Origin of the sequence: Vibrio gallaecicus, from assembly GCF_024347495.1 — a bacterium.
Lineage (GTDB): Bacteria > Pseudomonadota > Gammaproteobacteria > Enterobacterales > Vibrionaceae > Vibrio > Vibrio gallaecicus.
Map to the genome: position 1 here is coordinate 299,144 of NZ_AP025491.1, position 19,960 is coordinate 319,103.

Sequence of the window (19,960 nt, forward strand, 5' to 3'; positions counted from 1 at the left end):
TAGTCCCAGCCTAAAGTTGTGATTTTTTATTTGAATTGGTAGTCGACACCAACAGTAAATGCAGAAGCAGTAGAGCTGCTATTCAATAATTGGAAGTTATAGCTGGCATTGAATTTAAAGTTTTTCATTGGTGTTAGCATGTTGACCCCTAGGGACCCATACGGATATATACCAGTATCTTCAGTTCGGATATAAGCTTGGTTAGCTTGATCCCATGACTTCTCAGTAATGGTTAGGTGAGATGCTCCGCCTTTCGCATAGACAGAGAAACGCTTACTTAAATGGTGTTGAAATTTAACTCCAGCTCCAAGTCCCTTATAACTGGTTACTAAGTCGTCACTAGTCGGGTTATTTTCTGGATCATCCAACGCTCTTGAGTCCGTATAACTTAGATCTAGTGCCATAAATGGTGAAAAGTAGTAGTTATAACCAAATCGGTGATACCAGCCCTGCGATGTAGATTTACTATTTTTGGTCGAAGACAGACCTATGTCGGTGTAAAGATCATGTTTAGATGATGCAGCATAAAGGTGGGTGCTCGTCATTAGAGTTCCACCCACAGCAGCAAGTATTAGATATGTTTTTTTTAGTCCGATCATTAAAGTTACAGCGCCATAAAGTTATAGTTTCAGCAAAGAAAAAATTATAACATACAGCGTTCTGTTTTGTTAATAATATTGGGCTAAATAATTTTCTATATTATGTACTCGACTAAGCAGCTTAATTGAGTAAAGGCTAAGATCAGAATGTTAAATACGCACCAGCGAATAAAGATGCAGCACTTTCATTGTTTGGTAGCCACTGATAAGACACACCGGCATCTAGTAGAAGAGGAGAGCCCTTTGGAGCGAATTTTATTCCGGCACTCGCATAAGGTTCAATGCTGCTTTCTTTAGTTGTTTCAACCGCACTATTAGCAACACTCCAACGCGAGACTTCAGAGTCTATATAGCTTGCTCCTCCTATACCGTATAGATCAAACCAGCCAATTCCTTGTTCTAACTTCAGCCCTAATCCGTAAGAATTATATTTTGAAGCAAAGCTTGTACTGTTCGCAGCAACGCTACTGTCTAATGTGGCGGTATGGCGATAATTCAAATCTAAAGCAACAAATGGAGTGAGGTAATGATTATAACCAGCTTGTGCAAAGTAAGCTGTTTCGGAGTCAGACCCATCTGAAATCATCGTGGCTCCAACATTGGTATAGAAAGAACCAGGTTGAGATTGGGCGATAGCGCTGCCACTTGAGATAATCAACGCTGTAGTGAATGCGAATAAACCCAGTGATTTGTTCATGTTTACCTTCCTAGTCATGTAATTTCCCGATTTTTAAGTGGCAAATTAATGCCTTTAATATTTATTAAAGCAAAATGTGCTCCAACATATTGAGTTAAAGATAAAATAATTGATCGAAAAAAGTGATTATTTAAAGGTAATGATGATTATTTTTAATAAAACCTGGACTGAATCAGTTTAAATTGACTGAGTTTTAACCGGAATTTTAGTGACTTAATGCATGGTTTAAATAATAAATGTACCCGAGTGGGAATTTTAGGTTAGTAGCTCGTATGTTATTTGCGCAAAGGTTTGCGTCATGGATTCGGTTAAGTAGTTAATTTGCTTGGAAAAGTAATGAATAGAGGCTTTGTAGGGAAGTGGCTGGTATGCAGCTTTTCCGAATGGTATCACAAATAAAATTTTAATATCAGGCTTGTAGATAAGAAATCGCAGCCTATAATGCTGAAAACCGGAGCGTCTGCCAACGCTCCGGTTTTTTTGTGTCCGAAGAAAAGTAAATCCGTCTGCCAACGAATTTACAACGCATTTGCGAGTGACACATATATTCATGAATCAAGGAAAACACTATGCGTATCGAACAAGAACTTAAGTTAGGTTTCAAAGATGTATTATTTCGCCCGAAGCGTTCTACTCTTAAAAGCCGTTCCCAAGTAAATTTAACCCGCGATTTTACATTCAAGCATAGTGGTCGTCAATGGTCAGGTACGCCTGTTATTGCGGCTAATATGGACTCAGTTGCTACTTTTGAAATGGCAGCAGCTCTCGCTGAACACGGTGTGATGACGGCTATCCATAAGCACTACACAGTAGAGCAATGGGGTGAGTTTGTTAAAACTGCAGATAAAAACACGTTAAACAATGTGTTTGTTTCTACGGGTACTTCTGATGCTGATTTTGAAAAAATCAAAGAGATCATGTCATTCAGTGAAGATTTAGTCTTTATCTGTATTGATATTGCCAATGGTTATTCAGAGCACCTAGTGGACTACGTAGAAAAAGTGCGCGCTGAATTCCCAGATAAAGTTATCTCAGCTGGTAACGTTGTAACTGGCGACATGGTTGAAGAACTTATCTTAGCGGGCGCTGACATCGTTAAGGTTGGTATTGGCCCTGGCTCTGTGTGTACTACCCGTGTAAAAACAGGCGTTGGTTACCCTCAACTTTCTGCCATTATTGAGTGTGCAGATGCTGCCCACGGTTTAGGTGGAACAATCATTGGTGACGGTGGCTGTTCATGTGCGGGTGATGTATCTAAAGCGTTCGGCGGCGGTGCTGACTTCGTAATGCTAGGCGGCATGCTAGCAGGTCACTCTGAGTCTGGTGGTGAAGTTGTAGAGCAAGACGGTAAGCAGTTCATGAAGTTCTACGGCATGTCTTCACAGTCGGCTATGGACAAGCACTCTGGTGGTGTTGCTAAGTACCGTGCTGCGGAAGGTAAAACTGTTTTACTTCCATACCGTGGTTCAGTTCACAACACAATTTCTGACATCCTTGGTGGTGTACGTTCAACTTGTACATACGTAGGCGCAGCAAAGCTTAAAGAGCTAACTAAGCGTACGACTTTCATCCGTGTACAAGAGCAAGAGAACAACGTATTCGGTAAAGAATAACATTTAAACGATTGTTTGAATTTTTAAGAATTGAGCCACTTTATAGTGGCTCTTTTTTTACCTGAAATTTGGCAAGTGGCAACAAAGTGGCGACAGCCGAGCAAAGAAATTGTGGCGGCAGGTTACAGGTTTGAAAGAGGATTATGGATAATTGCTTCAGATAGGTGATCTGGTGCGAAGTGATTCACATCAAATAGAGTCTTAGTACATTCTTCTTGGATTCCAGAATACTACTGCCATTTTAAATAAAGTCATTTCGTCTGGAAGTAATCAGTTAAGTGATAATTCACGAAACATCTATAAATTCAATTAGTAAGCAAGATCACATTATGTGACAGTGTTTATATGCTATTTTATTTCAGTTCACTTGCTGTTTGAGCTGTAAATAATAAATATAAAAGGATATTAATATGAGTTTTTGGAAAATGTTAGGTGGTGCTGCTATTGGTGTGGGCGCAATTGCTGCAGCTCCATTTACAGGAGGAGGCTCATTACTCGGAGCTGCTACATTAGCCGGGTCTTTAGCTGGAGGCGCGACTGTCGCAGCCGCAGTTGGAGCGGGTGTCGCAGGTGCTGCAGTTGGTGCAAGTATGGATGGTGAAGAGGCTGCTGAAAAACGCGGTGCAGATGAGGCGATAAGAAAAACTGAGGCAGAATATGATCTTAAGTATCAAAAAATCAGTGCGGCTTTTAAAGATGCAGAAGCTCGACTCAATGATGTCGATGATTACTTTAACCTAATCATAGCGATGGAAGCTGTTGGGCTTTCATGCGCAGCATGCGATGGTGAAATAGCCGATGAAGAGCGAGCAGAAATTGATGAATTTATTAATGGGATAATGGGCAGTGCTTTACCTGCGCATATAAAATCGAAGATTGATGGCATAGCAAATAACCCACCCAATATCACTACTGCTTTTGAATATGCTAGTAAAGTTTCTCCAGAGTCGATGGGTTTATTTGAAGAAATTATTGATGTGGTAATGCATGCTGATAATCATATTCATGAGAATGAGACAGCCTTTTTAGAAGCTTGGAAAAAGCTTGCAGCGTAATACTAGGAGCTCTTATGACTACTCAATCGGAACGGTATCAGCAAAGAAAGAAAAAACGGAAATTATTTCGAGAAACAGCCCATATAAATGAAGTTGCCTCTCAAGAAATTGTTCATGAATTATTGCAGCAAAAACCTGATGATAAATTTCTACAGGACACATTTATATCTAGTCCAACATATGATTTAGAAGTCACCTCTCAAGAGGTGTCTGAATCATTGTCCTTACTAGACCAATCATTTACAAATGATAAATACGATGTTCTTTTTGAATCAAGTAAAGAAGTGTTAATAGATCAGCTTTTAGCACCATTGAAATTGAGCCGTTCAGATTTAGTAAATGTAGATCGTAGCTTTGAATATAATAGAGCCGATTACACCAAGTCTCCGAAGAGTGTTGGTGGGGATGGCGTCTCATTTGACACTCAAAAGAATAGAAGCAAATCCGAAGCTACAACAGCTGACGGTCAAATAAAAGATGTGAACACAGGTATTTATCATGATGCTGGTGTAATGGACTTTGATCATAACAAGTCATTAAAAAGTGTACATGATGACGGTGGCTTTATGCTGTCTGATGCCAAAAAAGCTGAGTTTGGTGCGGATTCAGATAATCATAGCTTCACACATCAAAGTATTAACCGTTCTAAAGGGGACAAAGATCATAAAGAGTTTGTGGAAAACTCAAATAATCAGGATCTTGATAAAAGGCGTACTAATGCAGTTCATGCTCAAGGTGAAAAAGCAGCTGAGAAATATGTGCCTTCTGATCCTGTAGATAAAACAATATGGATAGCTAAAGAAGGAGCTAAGGACGGTTTAAAAACTGGATCTCATCAAGGTCTCCAGCAAGCAATGGGTGCTATGCTTTCTAGTTTTATATCTTCAACGTTTGAAGAGGTAAAAGACATTTTATCTAATGGTTGGAAAAATGGGCAATACAACGATTCGTGGTTGAGTGTCTTAAAAACTAGACTTGGAAGAGTGGTAAAAAAAGTGCTGGGAGAGTGGAAGAATGTTGCAGCGGCTTTTTCTACAGGGGCAATATCGGGGCTATTTTCTGCTATATCCACAGCTGTTATAAATATGTTCGTTAGAACTAGTAAGAATGCAGTTAGGTTGATTAGGGAAGGTTTCATGTCTCTAATGAAAGCTATTAAAACATTAGTATTTCCTCCCGAAGGAATGACGATAAAGCAAGCAGCACATGAAGCTAGTAAAGTTTTTGCCACAGGTTTAGTTGTTACCGGGGGGATTCTGGCAACTGAGACTATAGCGACCTTTATTAATGGAATCCCTTTTTCCAATACTATTTCTATGGTGATTGGCGGACTATTATCAGGTTTAGGGTCTCTATTCGTTGTCTACCTATTAGATAAATTAGATCTTTTTGGAGTGAATGCAGACGAACGTCATGAGTTTATTTTAGGTACTTTAGAACCTAGGATTAACAGCTCTATTGAGAGTAGCGAAGCAATCATTACTAGGTTAGGTTTAGAATATTAAAACCCACTTTGAACTTGACATAAGCTTTTTAAATCAAAGAGATTGATATAGAAGTGGTGAGTTCCCCCTGAGCTCGCCTAATCTAAACACAACAAGTAAAGACGTTTGGATTGGGCGCGTAAATACTTAATAATCGCTGTGCGATGAACCTCGATAAAGTGATGGCATTCATTGTAAAAATGCGTTGTTTATTAGCATTTATCGCCATTTTAAGCTGTTTTATCTATCAACTCTTTCTAATACTACTCTGATCGCACTTGAGCGTGCTTTTCGTACACCTCATCGAAAGTTAACGAAACCTCGAAGAAAGAGTATTCACTGGAGGGCTGGTTTTTGTGACTCAAATAAGTGGCTGTGGCTTATCAAAAAGATAGCCTTGTGCTAGATCGATGTTCAGTTGCTCCGCCATATCGAGCTGTACTTGCTCCTCAATTCCTTCAGCTAAAACAGCACCACCGTAGTCATGAACCGCTTTAACGACCGCTTTTATTTCATCGACTAGAGTAGGATCAAACGTAAGTCTGCTGATGATTTTGATGCAAAGTTTGACTACCTCTGGTTTGACTTCATCGATCAGCGCCAAATCAAAAAATCCGCAGCCAACATCGTCAAGCCAGAACTGATAGCCTTGCTTTCTCAATTGAGCCATTCGCTGTTTTATTGGTTGCCAGTCTCGTATCGGTAAGTGTTCAGTGAGCTCAATCTTAATTCTTTCAGCCAGTGCGTAGTGGTTTAGTATCTGAAATACGGTTTTATCTAACAACAGGTTAGGAGCAAGGTTAACGGTGTAACATCCTATAGATGTATGGGCGGCAATGTTTGCAAGATGAACTTCTAGGATGACAATTTCCAATTGCCTGCTGAGCTGTTGTGATTGAGCAGCGATAAACAACTGATCGGGTCGATGCCACAAGGAGTCTGAAGGACCACGAACTAAAACCTCATGTCCATAAGTGGTCTGGCGTTTAAGATCTCTAATAGACTGAACATATGAATACAGTGAACGCTCACTTAAGATATCACTCAGTGAAACAGTAGTCCCTGTTTCAAGTGGTGTTTGGCTTTGGTTCATGTCGCAATTCTCCTTGCTTGCTTACATGCTATCGGAGCTAAGCATTTCTTTTCTGGTCCGTTTTATCATTCAGTTGCAGATAAGATAAAGAGTTGACGATCTGTTCCGCGAGTTCATGATTGTTGCCCGAGAGGCTTATTGATAGCTTGGTGTCTTCAACTAGGGCTTCCATGTTTTGCTTAACCGTGTTGGAGTCGGACAGTTGAGCCTCAATGGCGTCCATGATGGTTTTAGAAGCTGTTTTACTATCAAGCGACATGTTCATCAAGTTCTGCATGTTATGCATGGTGTCTTTGGTTACTTCTGAGCTGAGAATAATGACGTCCTCAACCTCTTTTTGTTTGTTGAAAATGCTGTCTGATATCTTTGAAATCGATGCCATTTCAGTATCGATGTTCTCAGCGGACTGATTCGCCGTGTTCGCAAGTTGACGAACTTCGTCTGCGACTACTGCAAAACCACGTCCGTGTTCTCCAGCTCGAGCGGCTTCAATCGCGGCATTAAGCGCCAACAGGTTTGTTTGTGCAGCGATACCTTTAATAGAATCCACCAATTGGGTGACGTTCTTGTTAATCTCATCCAGTGATTCGAGCAGTTCGCTAAACTGGCAGATCTTTTCTTTAGAAACCAATACCTGTTCTTCCAAAGCCTCCAGCTTGTCGATGGTATTAGCCGCAGTTTCTGCCGTTTGGCTGGAGTATTGATGACTCTCACAAGACAGCTTGTTAATACTTTCTGACTGCTCGATGAAGTGATTCACTAACTCATAGCTCTGTTCAATCGACTTCGCACGACTTCGTGATGCTTTATGAACATTGGCCGCATTGACGTGAATTTTCTTCGCATAGTCGGTGGGATCATTTTGTTTGAATAGAGAGTACTTTTCAGAAGTTTTCTTCAGTTCTGCAAGATGGCTAGTATGAACTTCGACAGTATCCGATGACTGTTTTTTAAACGAAAATATCATTATTAGACGACCTTCTTTCGGGATTGAAGAGTTGCAGAAACGCTGGCTTGGGTAGACACACAGAAGGGTACGCAGTAAGTCATTAAGATCTTAATGATCAGCGTTGCGTCAATGTTGCTAGAGAGCAATTTGTCACCGTGATTAATGAACATAAGAATGGTGCCAACTATGAAAGAAACCTTGAGTGAGCGTTTCAGTATCGTCGGTTCGCCTGCGGTTTTAATAAACTGAGCTAAAGGCATCTGCAACCTCTGTTTAGATGAATATTGTTTTGGTGAATCATACACCTTATTGAACGATTGTTCAAATTAAGGGTGGTGTTCAACTGCAACTTACGTAAAGTTAATTTCAGTAGTATATTCAATCGCTAAAAATTCTATGTGCCTTAGAAGTGTTCTTTCGCATTGAGGCTTTGTTGCGTAATTCGGTGTAAGTAAATGCTTTTACATAAATTAATGATAATTCAGACTAATGGTGAGACCTTACTAAAACACTTACCGGAAGGTAATATGTTTGATCGATTCTAATAAAGTTTGTCATATTTCATCTGTCAGTTAATTTGGCAGAAGTTATGTGGACCGACTATAGCAAACGCACCTTTGCCCCAAAGTTTGTTAGGGGCTTTTTATGAAATAATGGAAGCGCCAACGTATTATTCGTTGGCGAATGTTCAATAAGTGACGTCACCTATTTTTGTGTCGAGAACCTTGCGTGATAAGGCGTCAATTCATCCCCTTCCATTGTTAAGGGAGCGTAGAGGTTAGGTCTACGACCTCTGATCCAGCGTTTGCCTGTACACATGTTTAGATCTTTCGCATTGAGTTCGGCAATAACCATATCATTATCGATGCAGTCAGTTTCAACGATAATTTCACCATATGGATTGAGCACCATTGCATTCCCCGTTCTAACTTCATCCATATCAACCCCAACACCATTACTAAAGATCAGGAACATGCCATTGTCATGGGCACGCGCAGGTAGCCAACGCATTAACCATTTTCTTCCTTTAGAACCTTGCATTTCAGAACGAATCGAATCTGGATCTCGGTGACGATTATGCCAAAGTTGGGGATCAATCAACCCCATCGCATTAGGGCTGCGAGAGTTCGTTCCGCCTGTTTGATGGGGCGCGACTAGTATATCAGCCCCTTTTAATGCTGTTATTCGAGCATTCTCGACTAAATTATTATCCCAGCAAATTAAGATTCCTACACGGCATCCATGTGGCGTATCAAATACAGTGTAATCATTGCCACTTCTCATGTGTTCACTGACAAACGTATGCAGCTTTCTGTGTTTGGCTATCTGGCCATCAGGCATTGCCATTACATAAGAATTATAGAGATCTCCGTCCTTGTCCTTTTCAATTAAACCTGCGCCGATGCTGAGTTGGTATTGTTCAGACATTTTTAGCAAGCGTTGAGACGTTTCCCCTTGTGGAATGAACTCGGACAAATCATTGATCTCTGATTTTTTAAGTTTCGAAACATGCCAATAACCAGTGACACACATTTCAGGGAAGGCGATGATTTTTACCCCTTGTTTAGCCGCCTTTTCTGCGTAACTTTGAATGACCGATAAGTTGTAGTCTTTGTCGTTCGCATGGTGGTTAAATTGGACAGTCGCAACACGGATATCTTTCATAATTGTTCCTTTTACTTGGTGAATATCAACCATTTTAAAAAACACTTTTGATTCCGTATAATGAATAAAATTCCTATTATTAATGAGCGCATGGAATGGATTTTGTGGACTTACGTACATTTTGCCAGTTAGCGGTAGATGGTAACTATCGAATAGCTTCAGAGCACTTACACATCACTCAGTCAGCTTTAACTAAGAAGATTCAGCGCCTTGAAGCTTTTTGTGGAGTGGTTTTATTTGAGAGAGGAAGGCAAGGAGCCAGTCTAACTGCGGCAGGCGTAGCTCTTTTACCTGAAGCGCAACGAATTGTATCGAGTTTTGAATCTTATAAATCACTAACTCAACGAGTCGCCAAGGGAATTGCAGGAAATCTCAATATAGGTTTTGGTATATCTTCCTACCACCTTGCTCCAGATTACATAGCTAAGTTTAAAAAACACTACTCAGAGATCCATATTACGCTTAACGATATACCATCTCAAAAGCAGTCAGAGCGTCTACTTCTAGGGGAGCTTCATCTCAGTTTTAGCCGACTACCAACTGTAGCTCCGCTGAAGGGGGTAAAGCTCTGTACAGATCACCTAGTGCTTGCGACGCATAGAAGTCAAATCATAGACAAAAACAAACTATGGTTTTCGTTAGATTCAATCGATTATTTACAGCTTAACCCTGAGCGAGGGAAGGGACTAAGCCAACAAATAAACATGCTATTAGAGGAGCATGAGAAAAAATTGAATATAGTTCAGGAGGCCGATGATATTCAAACATTGTTGGCACTAGTATCAGCAAATTTGGGCTTCACTATTGTTCCTGCAAGTGTAAAGCATATTGCGAATGAGCATGTCGTTTTTTGGGAACTGTCAGGGGAAAATAGCTCATGGGATGTCGGTCTAATTTGGAATGAGCAGTTAGAGAGCTTTGCAAAAGATAATTTCATTCAATTTGTCGAGAAGATGACAATTGAACGGCGTTGATTCTATTTGTGTGTGGTAACTCATTTCTGTCCATTACTGCACCGTTCTTTGTTTTAGCGGTAGAAATAGAGTTCAAGCCGTACTAAAGAAGCATTAGATGCCAAACGTAAGTGGGCATCATCCGTGGTAGACCAAAAGGACCGGCCAAAAACTTAAAGCTCGATAAGCAAAAAGATAAAGTAGTGGAACACTTACGCATGGGGTTAAGCCAGGCATCGATTGCCAAGTTGCTCGATATTTCAGCCCGTACGCTCATTGACTATCTTCGCCGGCAAGACCTTAAAGCGAAACTAAACGTGGGTTGTGAAACGAGCGTATGGTTGGATGAGTACATTACTATTTATGATTTGTTTGCATGTTACTTTTAATTAAGAAGTAAGAAAAAAAACCGCCAACAAAAGGAAGTAACAATGAAAGAGCGATTATAAAAACTCTATTTTTCATGCTCTTATCAATAATGGCTATAACTATTGGTGTAAATGAAGTGAAGAATACACTTCCTACGGTTAGCCATAGGAAAAACCAAGACACACTTTCTTTGTTAACTATTTCAGGGAAAAACTCTTGACCAATTAATCTAATAAACAATGAAAAAGCAAATGTTATCATGGAGTACTTTAATAACCGTATAAACATTACTGCGAAACCTCTAATTCTGCGAATACCAAGCCACCAACTGCAGCTTCAAATTTATTTATACCCATAAAAGAAGACGATACCTTGTCTTTTTTTCTCGCTCTGGAATTACATTCATACTCTTCCTGCTAGGGCTAGCTGGGATGAAAGTAATATAAATACTCTATTGTTTATATAAAGCTCATTGATATTAATGATTTGTGTCACGCTTTATAAGGTGAGGAGGTCCTATTGTGCGTTTTTTCTTATTGGTGATGACTCGCATGGCTTTGGTTTAGAGAGTAAGTACAAGATATTGCTCGACCAAAGGGGGAAGGTTAAGGACTATAGAGTGTGATGAAAATCTAATATCAGTAGAGAGTATCTTACCTTTATTTTTACTGATTACATCTAGGGTTACATTGCCCACAAAGGTGTACCTTTGGAACACTACCAACTTGTTGGCTCAAAGTGTTCATTTACTCTTCATTTTGCTAATGGGTCATGTTTCCGAATGTGACCGAACTTTACTTACATCATGAGGAGACGAAAATGGAGATTGGGTACGCGAGGGTCTCAAGTGATGAACAAACGACACATTAGCATTGAGCTAAATTGCAGTCGAACAACGATATATTGAGTTATATCTAGTGAAAAGACCGAAGGGGATAAAGTATGAATACCTCAAGTATCAATACTGGACACCAAGCTAAGTGTCTTTTCTATACCTGTACTAATTCAATAGTTGCTAATTTAGGAAAATCATTGATTTAACGCCATCAAGGTTTCGCTGTAGATTTCTATCAGAAGAATGATTTACCATAGATTGATATTCAACACGTATTACTTAGCTCGTTCAGTTGCTTTGCTAATAAAGCAGGTAGCGTGAGGTTGAAGTGGTTTTTTCTCGAACTTAAATGGACTTTTGATGCTCGCCATTCCCTTACCATTTGTCGCTGCGTTGCTGTTATTCATGACTGGCGTACTACTTAGATATCGTTACCCACAAAACAGTCAAAAGCCATTTTGGTTTATCACTCTATGTGCGTTAATGATCACTGTGGTGGGGCTACGATGGACGGTAGATATTGCGTTGTTTCGTTTCCTACAGCCAATTCTCGGTGCGAGTGTACCAGTGGCGGCTTGGCTCTGCTTTGCGGGGGCTCATCGAAGTAAACCCAACACACGTGTGCATTGGTTAGGACCCGTTATTGTTCTGGTTAGCTCATTTTTGTACCCACATTTCTGGGTTGGGACCGTTGATGTATTGCTGATCTCGCTATACCTAGGTTATGGCAGCTTGCTGTTGAAGTCGTCGTTCAATATGCCGGAACAAGTAAGGCTAACCGATGTATCGAAAGTCTTGATTGCGGAGCGGGTTGCAGGAGGGCTTCTGCTATTTTCCGCTTTGGTCGATGGTGTACTCTCTTACGATATCTTGTTGTTGGGTGCACAACACACTAACTTAATCCTATCGATTGGGTATCTGGTTCTTATTCCCGCGGTTGTGTCCGCCGTGATTGTTGTCAGTCTGAGTACGCCTTCTTCGATAGAACACAACCAAGCGCACGTTCAACTTCACATGTCACACGGGTCTTCACAAGAAGCTGATAAGTCGTCACCTGCGCTGGTGAGTAGCTTGGATGAAGATGAAGAAACAGCGAATATCGTTGCCAAGCTCGATGCATTAATGAGGGAACACCAAGTATTCAAGGATCCTGACTTGTCACTCAATAGGCTAGCGCGAAAGTTAGGCATTCCTGCCCGAAAAATATCATCTGCGGTTAACCAAACTCATAATGAGAACATTTCGAAGGTGATCAACACCTATCGAATTGAGCATGCTAAGGCACTACTGAAGCAAAGTGATGAAGCGATAACTGAGATCTTCCTAAGTTCAGGCTTTCAGAGCAAGTCTAATTTCAATAGGGAGTTTTCAAGGATCACTGGGCAAACTCCGAGTGAGTTTCGAAGTTCACCGCAAGTGTCAGATTGAGTTGGCTTGTTGTTCTGTTTATTGATTCAGAAAACCAACAATGTCATTTAACATCAATTGATGTAGCTCACTGCGTGAAGCGCCTAAGCCGTCTTTACAAATAATCCCATCGCCCGGCACTTCTTCTTCAAGCATAGCAACTGCTTCCGCTTTACAGCGTTGAATAAAGCTAAAATGGGTCGCGTTTTCGTAGACTTTGTATTGTCTCGAGTTAAGAGGCATGTGCTCGGCAATGTAGCCAGACTCTAATGTCTGAGGGAGATCTCCAATATCGATCCCAGCAGCCAGTATTAAGGTTGGCACATTGATGTCTTCTAAGCTATTGACTGAAAAACTCCGAGCAAGGCCCAAATCAAGGCTAACCACACGGTGAATTCGTGGATCTGAAAGGTCTATATTGCTTGGTTCTTTAGCTTGGACTTTGGATAACCCTAACTCTTTAGACAGCCCACAAGTTCTCGGATTCTTATATTTATTACATTCCGATCCAAATGTTGCTCTATCCATTTTCGCTCCACCCAATAGCATCACTGTCCAACCACCCAACGAATGCCCGATTGCTGCAACATCGTCAACGTTAGCAGACTGTTTCCAGGGGGCTTTGGATAATAAGTAATCTAGAATGCGTGACATATCTCGTGGTCTTTCCCACCATTTCGCTGCCAGCTTGGGGGAATGGTTGAAAGAGGTGGTTCCTGGGTGGTCAACGGCCGCTACGATGTAGCCATGACCAGCAAGTTCGGTCGCCAACCAGTTTTGGTTTCGCCAATTTCCTCGGTAGCCGTGTGATAGCAGTACTATTGGAAAAGTACCAGATTGAATTCGTGCATCTTTGATGACTTGCGTACCTATGAAAGCAGGGTTATCGCCAATCAAGATTGTGTCTGATGCATCTTGTGTGGGATACCAAATGGCGGTGTCTAACGGTCGTTCAGGGACGTCTGTTAAGACGATTTGAGTGAATCCGACACCGGAAGCGATGGCTGAATTGCAAAGGAAAAGGAAGGGTACGAACAGTAAATGTGTCCATTTCATGGGAGTTGCTCCAATTGAGGTAATTGGAACTAATATGGGCTAGACCTAGGTATAACGAGACCTCAAACACGATCGAGGACGCCCTCAATCATGTTTAAGTACCGAATTTAGCGAATTGGTTATGGTTATCTACCTTTAGACCGCTTTTTTACCATTCTCTTTCATGAGTAAAATAGACAATGACTATCGAGGAGTTTTAAAAACTGGCGATCGAAGAGAGTGTGCGTATTAGATGAGGCTATTAGTTGAATAGATGCCACAAAGGCTACTAATGTTAGCACGGTGCAGTTGGAATCATTCTTGTGTAAGCTTTAGCAAGCATAATTCATGTTCCAATAGCTAATATCGGTCCAATAACTAATGCCGGTCAAGCTCATAAAAACGTTATAAGTTTCCAAAGGAATACAGTTTGAATAATTATTTTGAGAGCCCTTTTGTAGGTAAATCTCTGAAAGAACAAGTCACGAATCCAAATATTATCGTGGGTGAGCACAGTTACTATTCTGGCTATTATCATAATCATAGTTTTGATGATTGTGCGCGTTATTTACTCGCGGATAGGACTGATATTGATAAGCTGATTATTGGGCGTTATTGCTCGATAGGTTCTGGCGCGGTGTTTATGATGGCTGGTAATCAAGGGCACCAAAACACTTGGGTAAGTACGTTTCCATTTTTCTATCAGGATAATGAGAATTTTGCGGATGCAAAAGATGGCTTTGTGCGTTCGGGTGATACAGTGATTGGTAATGATGTGTGGATTGGCACGGAAGCTATGATCATGAGTGGTGTATCTATCGGAGACGGCGCAATTATCGCAAGCCGTGCTGTCGTAACTAAAGATGTTGCTCCGTATTCAATTGTGGGCTCGAACCCAGCGAAACATATTCGTTATAGATTCTCTGAAGGCGAGGTAGCCCAATTATTAGAGATGAAATGGTGGGAGTGGAGTGATGAGCAAGTAAAGGGAGCCATGGGCTTAATGTGTTCATCAAATATCGATGGTCTATATGATTATTGGAAAACGTTAATTCGTACGTAATATCCATTTTATCTGATGATTTACACATGGCACTTTAGAGCATTTTTTTTGGTGTAGAGCAGGTTTTGGAATTAAATAGCCAGTGCGTTAGGCTTGTAACCGACCTGTCACTTAACAGATATCATACTTCTGGTTTGCTCGTAGTAGGTAGGAATATGGAAAAGACCAATCAACAATTGCTGCAAAACACATTCTCGGCTTTCATTTCTTTAAACCAAGCCGATATGGATATAGCAATTCCTTATTTTACATTTCGCTATTGCCACCCTAAAGAGTACCTCTTTTTAAGCGGTGAGCTTCCACTCGATGTCCATTTTGTTCTGAATGGTGTTGGTCGATATTTTTATATTGATCAAAATGGCATCGAGCGTAATAAATCGTTGGTTAGAAAAGGCGGAGCTTTTGCAAGCATCAGTTCGATTGTTGAAGGGAGCCCTAGTCCATTCTTTGCTCAGGCTCTCACAGAATGTGTTATCGCTTCGGTAAGCTATTCAAATTTGGTGAAGCTTTCTAAATCCAACAATAATTGGGGAGACTTTGTTCGTAAGATGTTCGAGCGTTTAGTGCTAAAGAAAGAAAAAAGAGAGGCTGGGTTTCTTATGCTGTCGGCAAAGGAACGCTACTTACAATTTTTAAAAGAATTTGGTGCAGACAGCCAAGAAATTCCACTTCGTCATGTCGCCATGTACTTAGGTATCACCGATGTTACTTTGTCGCGTATCCGCCGCGAGATGGGCTTAACCTAGGTTCGGTAGGCTTTACACAGGTTAGGTGGAATTTATATAGGTTCGTGGACTTAACATAGGTTAAGGAGTCGTTAACTTATTTTTTATATGCTCTCGTTTTCGACAACGGAGTATCGACATGAAAAAACTACTACCACCAGTTCTCTTCTTAATTTTTATCATTGCAATGGGCTTAATGTGCTGGAGTATTGGTGCCACCCACTTACTTGTTTTTCCTTTTAATCTTATTGGCTTACCTATTATTGGTTTGGGTTTGATGCTCGCAATGACAGGTAAACAGTTATTTAAGAAGCTAGAAACAAATATCATGACATTTGATGAGCCAACCATGTTAGTCACAGAAGGTATTTACCAATACACAAGAAACCCTATGTACTTGGGCTTTACTACCGCAATGCTCGGTTTTTCAATGCTCATGGGGGCTTCTGTTGTGTCCTTATTAATGGCGGTCATATTCCTATTTATAACGGACAGGTGGTATATCTCATTTGAAGAACAAATGATGCACACTAAGTTTGGTAAAGATTACGAAGAATACTGTAGAAAAGTGCGTCGGTGGATTTAAAGCCTAGAAGTTTGCAGGCGCTTCTATTTGAAGGCGCCTCTAAATAGTAGGTGCTACACGGTGGCCGTGATTAACTTGTGAGATTTTTATGAGAATTACATGAACGGGTCGTGAGACTTGAGGTTCATCCTATAAGTGTTCTCAACAAAATGGATGGAATCGATATGTTAAAACTCTCTCAACTTGGACTTATTATCTCCGCTTCTGCACTGGCTATGAATATCAACGTTATTCAGGCTGCAGAAATGGAAATTACGGTTACGAATGCAACAAAGGGCATTTATTTTACTCCTCTGATAGTCGCTGCACATAGTGGTGATGTACGTATGTTCCGGCTCGGTGAAAGCGCTTCTTCAGAACTAGAGGCGATGGCTGAGGGTGGTGATATCTCTGGCTTATCTTCTTTAATTGGCAATGCGGGTGGAGTGGTAGTAGAAAATCCTGCTTCGGGTATTTTGGAACCAGGTATGGCGACTACATTCAATTTAGACAGTGGAGATATGGGGTACTTGTCATTAAGTGCAATGTTGTTGCCAACTAATGATGGATTTGTTGGGTTAGACAGTTGGACTATTCCTTCTGAAGCTGGCACATATAAGGCTTCACTCTATGGTTATGATGCGGGCACTGAGGCGAATGATGAGCTGGCAAGCAGTATGCCTAACCCTCCTTTTATAACTTTTGGGGCTGGTGGTACTGGGGTAGAAACTGCTAATAGCAATAATACGGTTCATATCCACCCTGGTAATCTTGGGGATAGTGACAATGCTGGTGGAATGAGTGATTTAGATAGCAGCTCACATCGTTGGTTGAACCCTGTTGCAACCATCACAATCGTTGTTAAGTAAGGGGGCTGTATGAATAAGCGAATTTTAGTTGCGGCATGTGTCGCTATTACATTAGCGGGTTGTGGTGATGATAACGACACTACAAAAGCGCGTTATAGCATTAGCGTCACGAATCTTACCGCTAACCAACCTATGTCCCCCCTTGCAATAATGACTCACACAGAGGAATACAACTTATTTGAAGTAGGAAGCGCGGCATCGATGGAACTGGAAACTCTTGCTGAAGGAGGAAGCAATGCGGAACTCCTTGCATTGTCAGATTCTGAATCAAGCGTTGGAGCCTCTGTTTCAGGCAATGGCTTATTGTTACCTGGATCCACCGATAGTGTCGAACTGACGGTGACGTCTTATTATCCCTACTTATCAATTGCCTCGATGCTAGTCAATACTAATGATGCATTTGTCGGAGAAACCGGTTTAGATGTCTCTGATTTGAAGGTAGGTGGTAGTTACTCGATGAGCATGAGTGTTTGGGACTCAGGGACGGAAGCTAATGATGAGCTTTCTGAGACGATCCCCGGACCTGCCGGTGGCGGTGAAGGTTTTAATGCCGAGCGAAATGATGATGACCGAGTAACGTTTCATTCAGGTGTTATTAGCCAAGATGATGGTCTTAGTTCGTCAACGCTTTCTGCTAACCATCGCTTTCTAAATCCTGGAGCTCAGCTTGTGATTACAAGGATTGAATAATTAATATGAAAGAAAATGCTCCCTATCTCGGTCTACATGAAGGTATGACAATACTGGGATAGGGAGATGTCATGGAAAACAACCTCAATGCTCAAAGTGCCAAGATATTGCTTGTCGAAGATGATAATGATCTTGCTGAACTGATACAAATGCACATCAAATTTCAAGGTCATCAAACCGTTCGAGTAACAAGTTGTCGGCAAGCTCATATTGCTTATCAAGATGAACCCTTTGACTTACTTGTGCTGGACCGAGGTTTACCCGACGGTGACGGTTTGGATATTTGTCACCAACTTCGTCAAAATAATGATTGGGTTCCGGTATTGGTATTGACGGCGCGCGGTAGTGAATTAGAAAAAGTAGAAGGGTTGGAGGCTGGTGTTGACGACTATATTGCTAAGCCGTTCAGTGTGCTTGAATTCCAGGCTCGAGTTCGCAATATTCTGCGTAGAAATCAATCTAATTCAACGGATATTCCAGAATTAATTGAACCGGGAAGCACCATGGATTTTGGTTGCCTGACGATAACGCCAGAGCTCCATCAAGTGTCTCTTAATCACGAAGATGTGCCATTGACCGCTACAGAATTTACTTTGCTCCAGTTTCTCGCTAATCGCCCTGGCAGGGTATTCAGCAAAGATGAGCTTTTAGAGCATGTCTGGAATACAAACCACACGGGATATTACCATACGGTTTGCAGTACTATTAATCGTTTGAGAACTAAACTTTCTGAGTCAGAAAAAGAGTTGTCTGAGTCAGAAAAAGATACGCAATTTATTCAGACGGTATGGGGCGTTGGATACAAGTTTCAGCCAAGAGTATAGGGTGTCGAGATGAAACAAAAACCGTTGAGTTTTAAATCACGATTGGTGATATTTACAAGTATTTGGTTTTGCTTGACTGCTTTGGTGATCGCAACAACGTACAACTGGCAGAAAGAAACAACCGAGCAATTCACCAAACAAAGCTTACACAAAGATCTTGCCAGTCATATGAGAGATGACAACCCATTAATGATCGGCACGGATTACAACCCGAAGGCGTTGAAGTCGATATTTCATACTCTTATGTTGATGGGTCCAGATTTTGAGATCTACTTTTTGGATAGCCAAGGAAAAATCACCACTCATGCCGCCCCAGAGGAGGCTCAGTTAATGGGGTATGTTAACCTTAATCCCATCAAACGCTATTTAGGTAATCAAGCCTTTCCCATCTTGGGTACCGATCCCCGTAACCCTGATGAAAACAAGGTATTCTCAGTGGCTGCGATTGAAGAATTAGGATCAACGGTCGGTTATCTCTACGTGGTAATAGGCAGTACACGCCACACGGCGATCGCCAACTCAATTGTGAATTCCCCATACTCAGCGCTAACTGCGTTGGTTCTTTTTTCCATTTTAGGCTTTGCGTTTGGTGCTTACTGGCTTGTAAAACAGAGTTTGCTTAAACCAATTCAGCAAGTGACTGATCAGCTTCAAAAGCAAGCTGGGCATGATTTTCGTCTCAATGCCGACTTTACCTATCGCGTACCAGAGTTAATTCCCATAGCAGAGTCCTATCATTTGATGGCAAAACACATCCAACAACAATTTTTGTTGTTGGAATATCAAGCCTCAGCAAGAAAACAAAGCTTATTGCAACTGAGTCATGACTTAAAAACCCCCCTTTCTAGTGTGTTAGGTTACCTAGAAACCTGGAAGATGACTCACCCAGAGTCAGATCCATTGATTGATATTGCTTATCGAAATTGCAACAAGTTATCTATTCAACTGGAATCTCTGCTTGATTCTGCGAAGCAAGAGGCAAAACTACCTAGTTATGAGTATCAATTGGTTGTGCTAAAACCATTACTTGATGAGTGCGCTGAAACTATGCGTAGTCATTGTATTCGTAAAAATATCTGTTTGCAGATGGAGGTTGAGGAAGGGTTGGAAACCATTGGAGATAAGCAATTGCTAGAACGTTTGATATTGAACTTACTGGATAATGCATTTCGTCATAGCCCTAAGGACGCCGAGATTCAATGTCAAATCACGGCGGATTCAAACAATGGAAAAATTTACTTTGTCTTCCGTAACTTTATTGATAATGAAGCACCAAATGGCTCGCTGGGGATAGGCACTCGCATCGTTAAATCCATCCTTATGCTGCATTACAGTGTCTTACAGACTTCTCAGGTAGATAATAGGTTTGAACAAAGCTTTTACTTAAACTCACCGACCTGACCTAACAGCAGCAGAGTGATACCTCACCAGTGAGAGTGACAAGTCGACATTCATAGACGACTGCCACAA

The 19,960-nt window shown here is 41.1% G+C and carries 20 protein-coding genes; 13 read left to right on the forward strand and 7 right to left on the reverse strand.

What is annotated here, in order from left to right; translation table 11 throughout:
* Positions 1-26: 26 nt before the first annotated feature.
* Complete coding sequence (locus tag OCU78_RS15905) at positions 27-545, reverse strand: outer membrane beta-barrel protein (RefSeq protein ID WP_167493989.1); 519 nt, start codon at positions 543-545, stop codon at positions 27-29.
* Between the two features lie 196 nt (positions 546-741).
* Positions 742-1,296: an outer membrane beta-barrel protein gene (locus OCU78_RS15910; RefSeq protein WP_167493990.1), complete on the reverse strand. Its 555-nt coding sequence runs from the start codon at positions 1,294-1,296 to the stop codon at positions 742-744.
* A 569-nt stretch (positions 1,297-1,865) separates the two neighbouring features.
* On the opposite strand from OCU78_RS15910, the gene OCU78_RS15915 reads away from it, so the two are divergent.
* The 3 genes from OCU78_RS15915 (at position 1,866) to OCU78_RS15925 (ending at position 5,469) form a co-directional block, all read left to right on the forward strand.
* Positions 1,866-2,909, forward strand: a complete 1,044-nt coding sequence (locus OCU78_RS15915; protein ID WP_137372203.1) for a GMP reductase — start codon at positions 1,866-1,868, stop codon at positions 2,907-2,909.
* A 410-nt stretch (positions 2,910-3,319) separates the two neighbouring features.
* A complete protein-coding gene (locus OCU78_RS15920; protein ID WP_137372204.1) occupies positions 3,320-3,964 on the forward strand; it encodes a tellurite resistance TerB family protein in 645 nt (214 codons plus the stop codon).
* 14 nt (positions 3,965-3,978) lie between these two features.
* Positions 3,979-5,469, forward strand: a complete 1,491-nt coding sequence (locus tag OCU78_RS15925) for a hypothetical protein (RefSeq protein ID WP_137372205.1) — start codon at positions 3,979-3,981, stop codon at positions 5,467-5,469.
* 340 nt (positions 5,470-5,809) lie between these two features.
* Here OCU78_RS15925 and OCU78_RS15930 read toward each other — a convergent pair whose 3' ends face one another.
* The 4 genes from OCU78_RS15930 to OCU78_RS15945 all read right to left on the reverse strand — a co-directional run bounded on the left by OCU78_RS15930 (position 5,810) and on the right by OCU78_RS15945 (position 9,188).
* Positions 5,810-6,541 carry an EAL domain-containing protein gene (locus OCU78_RS15930; RefSeq protein ID WP_137372206.1) on the reverse strand — a complete coding sequence of 244 codons (732 nt, stop codon included), beginning with the start codon at positions 6,539-6,541 and terminating at the stop codon, positions 5,810-5,812.
* Between the two features lie 37 nt (positions 6,542-6,578).
* Positions 6,579-7,508, reverse strand: coding sequence for a methyl-accepting chemotaxis protein (locus tag OCU78_RS15935; RefSeq protein WP_137372207.1), 930 nt, complete (start codon positions 7,506-7,508; stop codon positions 6,579-6,581).
* 2 nt (positions 7,509-7,510) lie between these two features.
* A complete protein-coding gene (gene nrtS / locus OCU78_RS15940; protein WP_017095112.1) occupies positions 7,511-7,750 on the reverse strand; it encodes a nitrate/nitrite transporter NrtS in 240 nt (79 codons plus the stop codon).
* A 445-nt stretch (positions 7,751-8,195) separates the two neighbouring features.
* Complete coding sequence (locus OCU78_RS15945; protein ID WP_137372287.1) at positions 8,196-9,188, reverse strand: nitrilase family protein; 993 nt, start codon at positions 9,186-9,188, stop codon at positions 8,196-8,198.
* Positions 9,189-9,250: 62 nt separating this feature from the next.
* Between OCU78_RS15945 and OCU78_RS15950 the strand changes: the two genes are divergently transcribed.
* The 3 genes from OCU78_RS15950 (at position 9,251) to OCU78_RS15960 (ending at position 12,740) form a co-directional block, all read left to right on the forward strand.
* Positions 9,251-10,129, forward strand: coding sequence for a LysR family transcriptional regulator (locus OCU78_RS15950; protein WP_137372208.1), 879 nt, complete (start codon positions 9,251-9,253; stop codon positions 10,127-10,129).
* Positions 10,130-10,311: 182 nt separating this feature from the next.
* Positions 10,312-10,497: a hypothetical protein gene (locus OCU78_RS15955; RefSeq protein WP_137372209.1), complete on the forward strand. Its 186-nt coding sequence runs from the start codon at positions 10,312-10,314 to the stop codon at positions 10,495-10,497.
* A gap of 1,172 nt (positions 10,498-11,669) precedes the next feature.
* Positions 11,670-12,740 (forward strand): helix-turn-helix domain-containing protein, encoded by a 1,071-nt coding sequence (locus OCU78_RS15960; protein WP_137372211.1) that lies wholly within the window; start codon positions 11,670-11,672, stop codon positions 12,738-12,740.
* 18 nt (positions 12,741-12,758) lie between these two features.
* On the opposite strand, the gene OCU78_RS15965 is transcribed toward OCU78_RS15960, so the two are convergent.
* The gene (locus OCU78_RS15965) at positions 12,759-13,775 is read right to left on the reverse strand and encodes an alpha/beta hydrolase family protein (RefSeq protein WP_137372212.1); all 1,017 of its coding nucleotides are present in this window, start codon (positions 13,773-13,775) and stop codon (positions 12,759-12,761) included.
* Positions 13,776-14,184: 409 nt separating this feature from the next.
* On the opposite strand from OCU78_RS15965, the gene catB reads away from it, so the two are divergent.
* From catB to OCU78_RS16000, 7 genes are all read left to right on the forward strand, one after another.
* Positions 14,185-14,817, forward strand: coding sequence for a type B chloramphenicol O-acetyltransferase (gene catB / locus OCU78_RS15970; protein WP_137372213.1), 633 nt, complete (start codon positions 14,185-14,187; stop codon positions 14,815-14,817).
* Positions 14,818-14,972: 155 nt separating this feature from the next.
* Entirely contained in the window at positions 14,973-15,563 is a 591-nt protein-coding gene (locus tag OCU78_RS15975; RefSeq protein WP_137372214.1) for a Crp/Fnr family transcriptional regulator, read from the forward strand.
* Between the two features lie 118 nt (positions 15,564-15,681).
* The gene (locus OCU78_RS15980) at positions 15,682-16,128 is read left to right on the forward strand and encodes a methyltransferase family protein (protein ID WP_137372215.1); all 447 of its coding nucleotides are present in this window, start codon (positions 15,682-15,684) and stop codon (positions 16,126-16,128) included.
* A gap of 164 nt (positions 16,129-16,292) precedes the next feature.
* Complete coding sequence (locus OCU78_RS15985) at positions 16,293-16,976, forward strand: spondin domain-containing protein (RefSeq protein WP_137372216.1); 684 nt, start codon at positions 16,293-16,295, stop codon at positions 16,974-16,976.
* A 9-nt stretch (positions 16,977-16,985) separates the two neighbouring features.
* The gene (locus OCU78_RS15990) at positions 16,986-17,666 is read left to right on the forward strand and encodes a spondin domain-containing protein (RefSeq protein ID WP_137372217.1); all 681 of its coding nucleotides are present in this window, start codon (positions 16,986-16,988) and stop codon (positions 17,664-17,666) included.
* A gap of 71 nt (positions 17,667-17,737) precedes the next feature.
* A complete protein-coding gene (locus tag OCU78_RS15995; protein WP_137372218.1) occupies positions 17,738-18,490 on the forward strand; it encodes a response regulator transcription factor in 753 nt (250 codons plus the stop codon).
* A 24-nt stretch (positions 18,491-18,514) separates the two neighbouring features.
* Complete coding sequence (locus OCU78_RS16000) at positions 18,515-19,891, forward strand: sensor histidine kinase (RefSeq protein WP_137372288.1); 1,377 nt, start codon at positions 18,515-18,517, stop codon at positions 19,889-19,891.
* Positions 19,892-19,960: the final 69 nt, after the last annotated feature.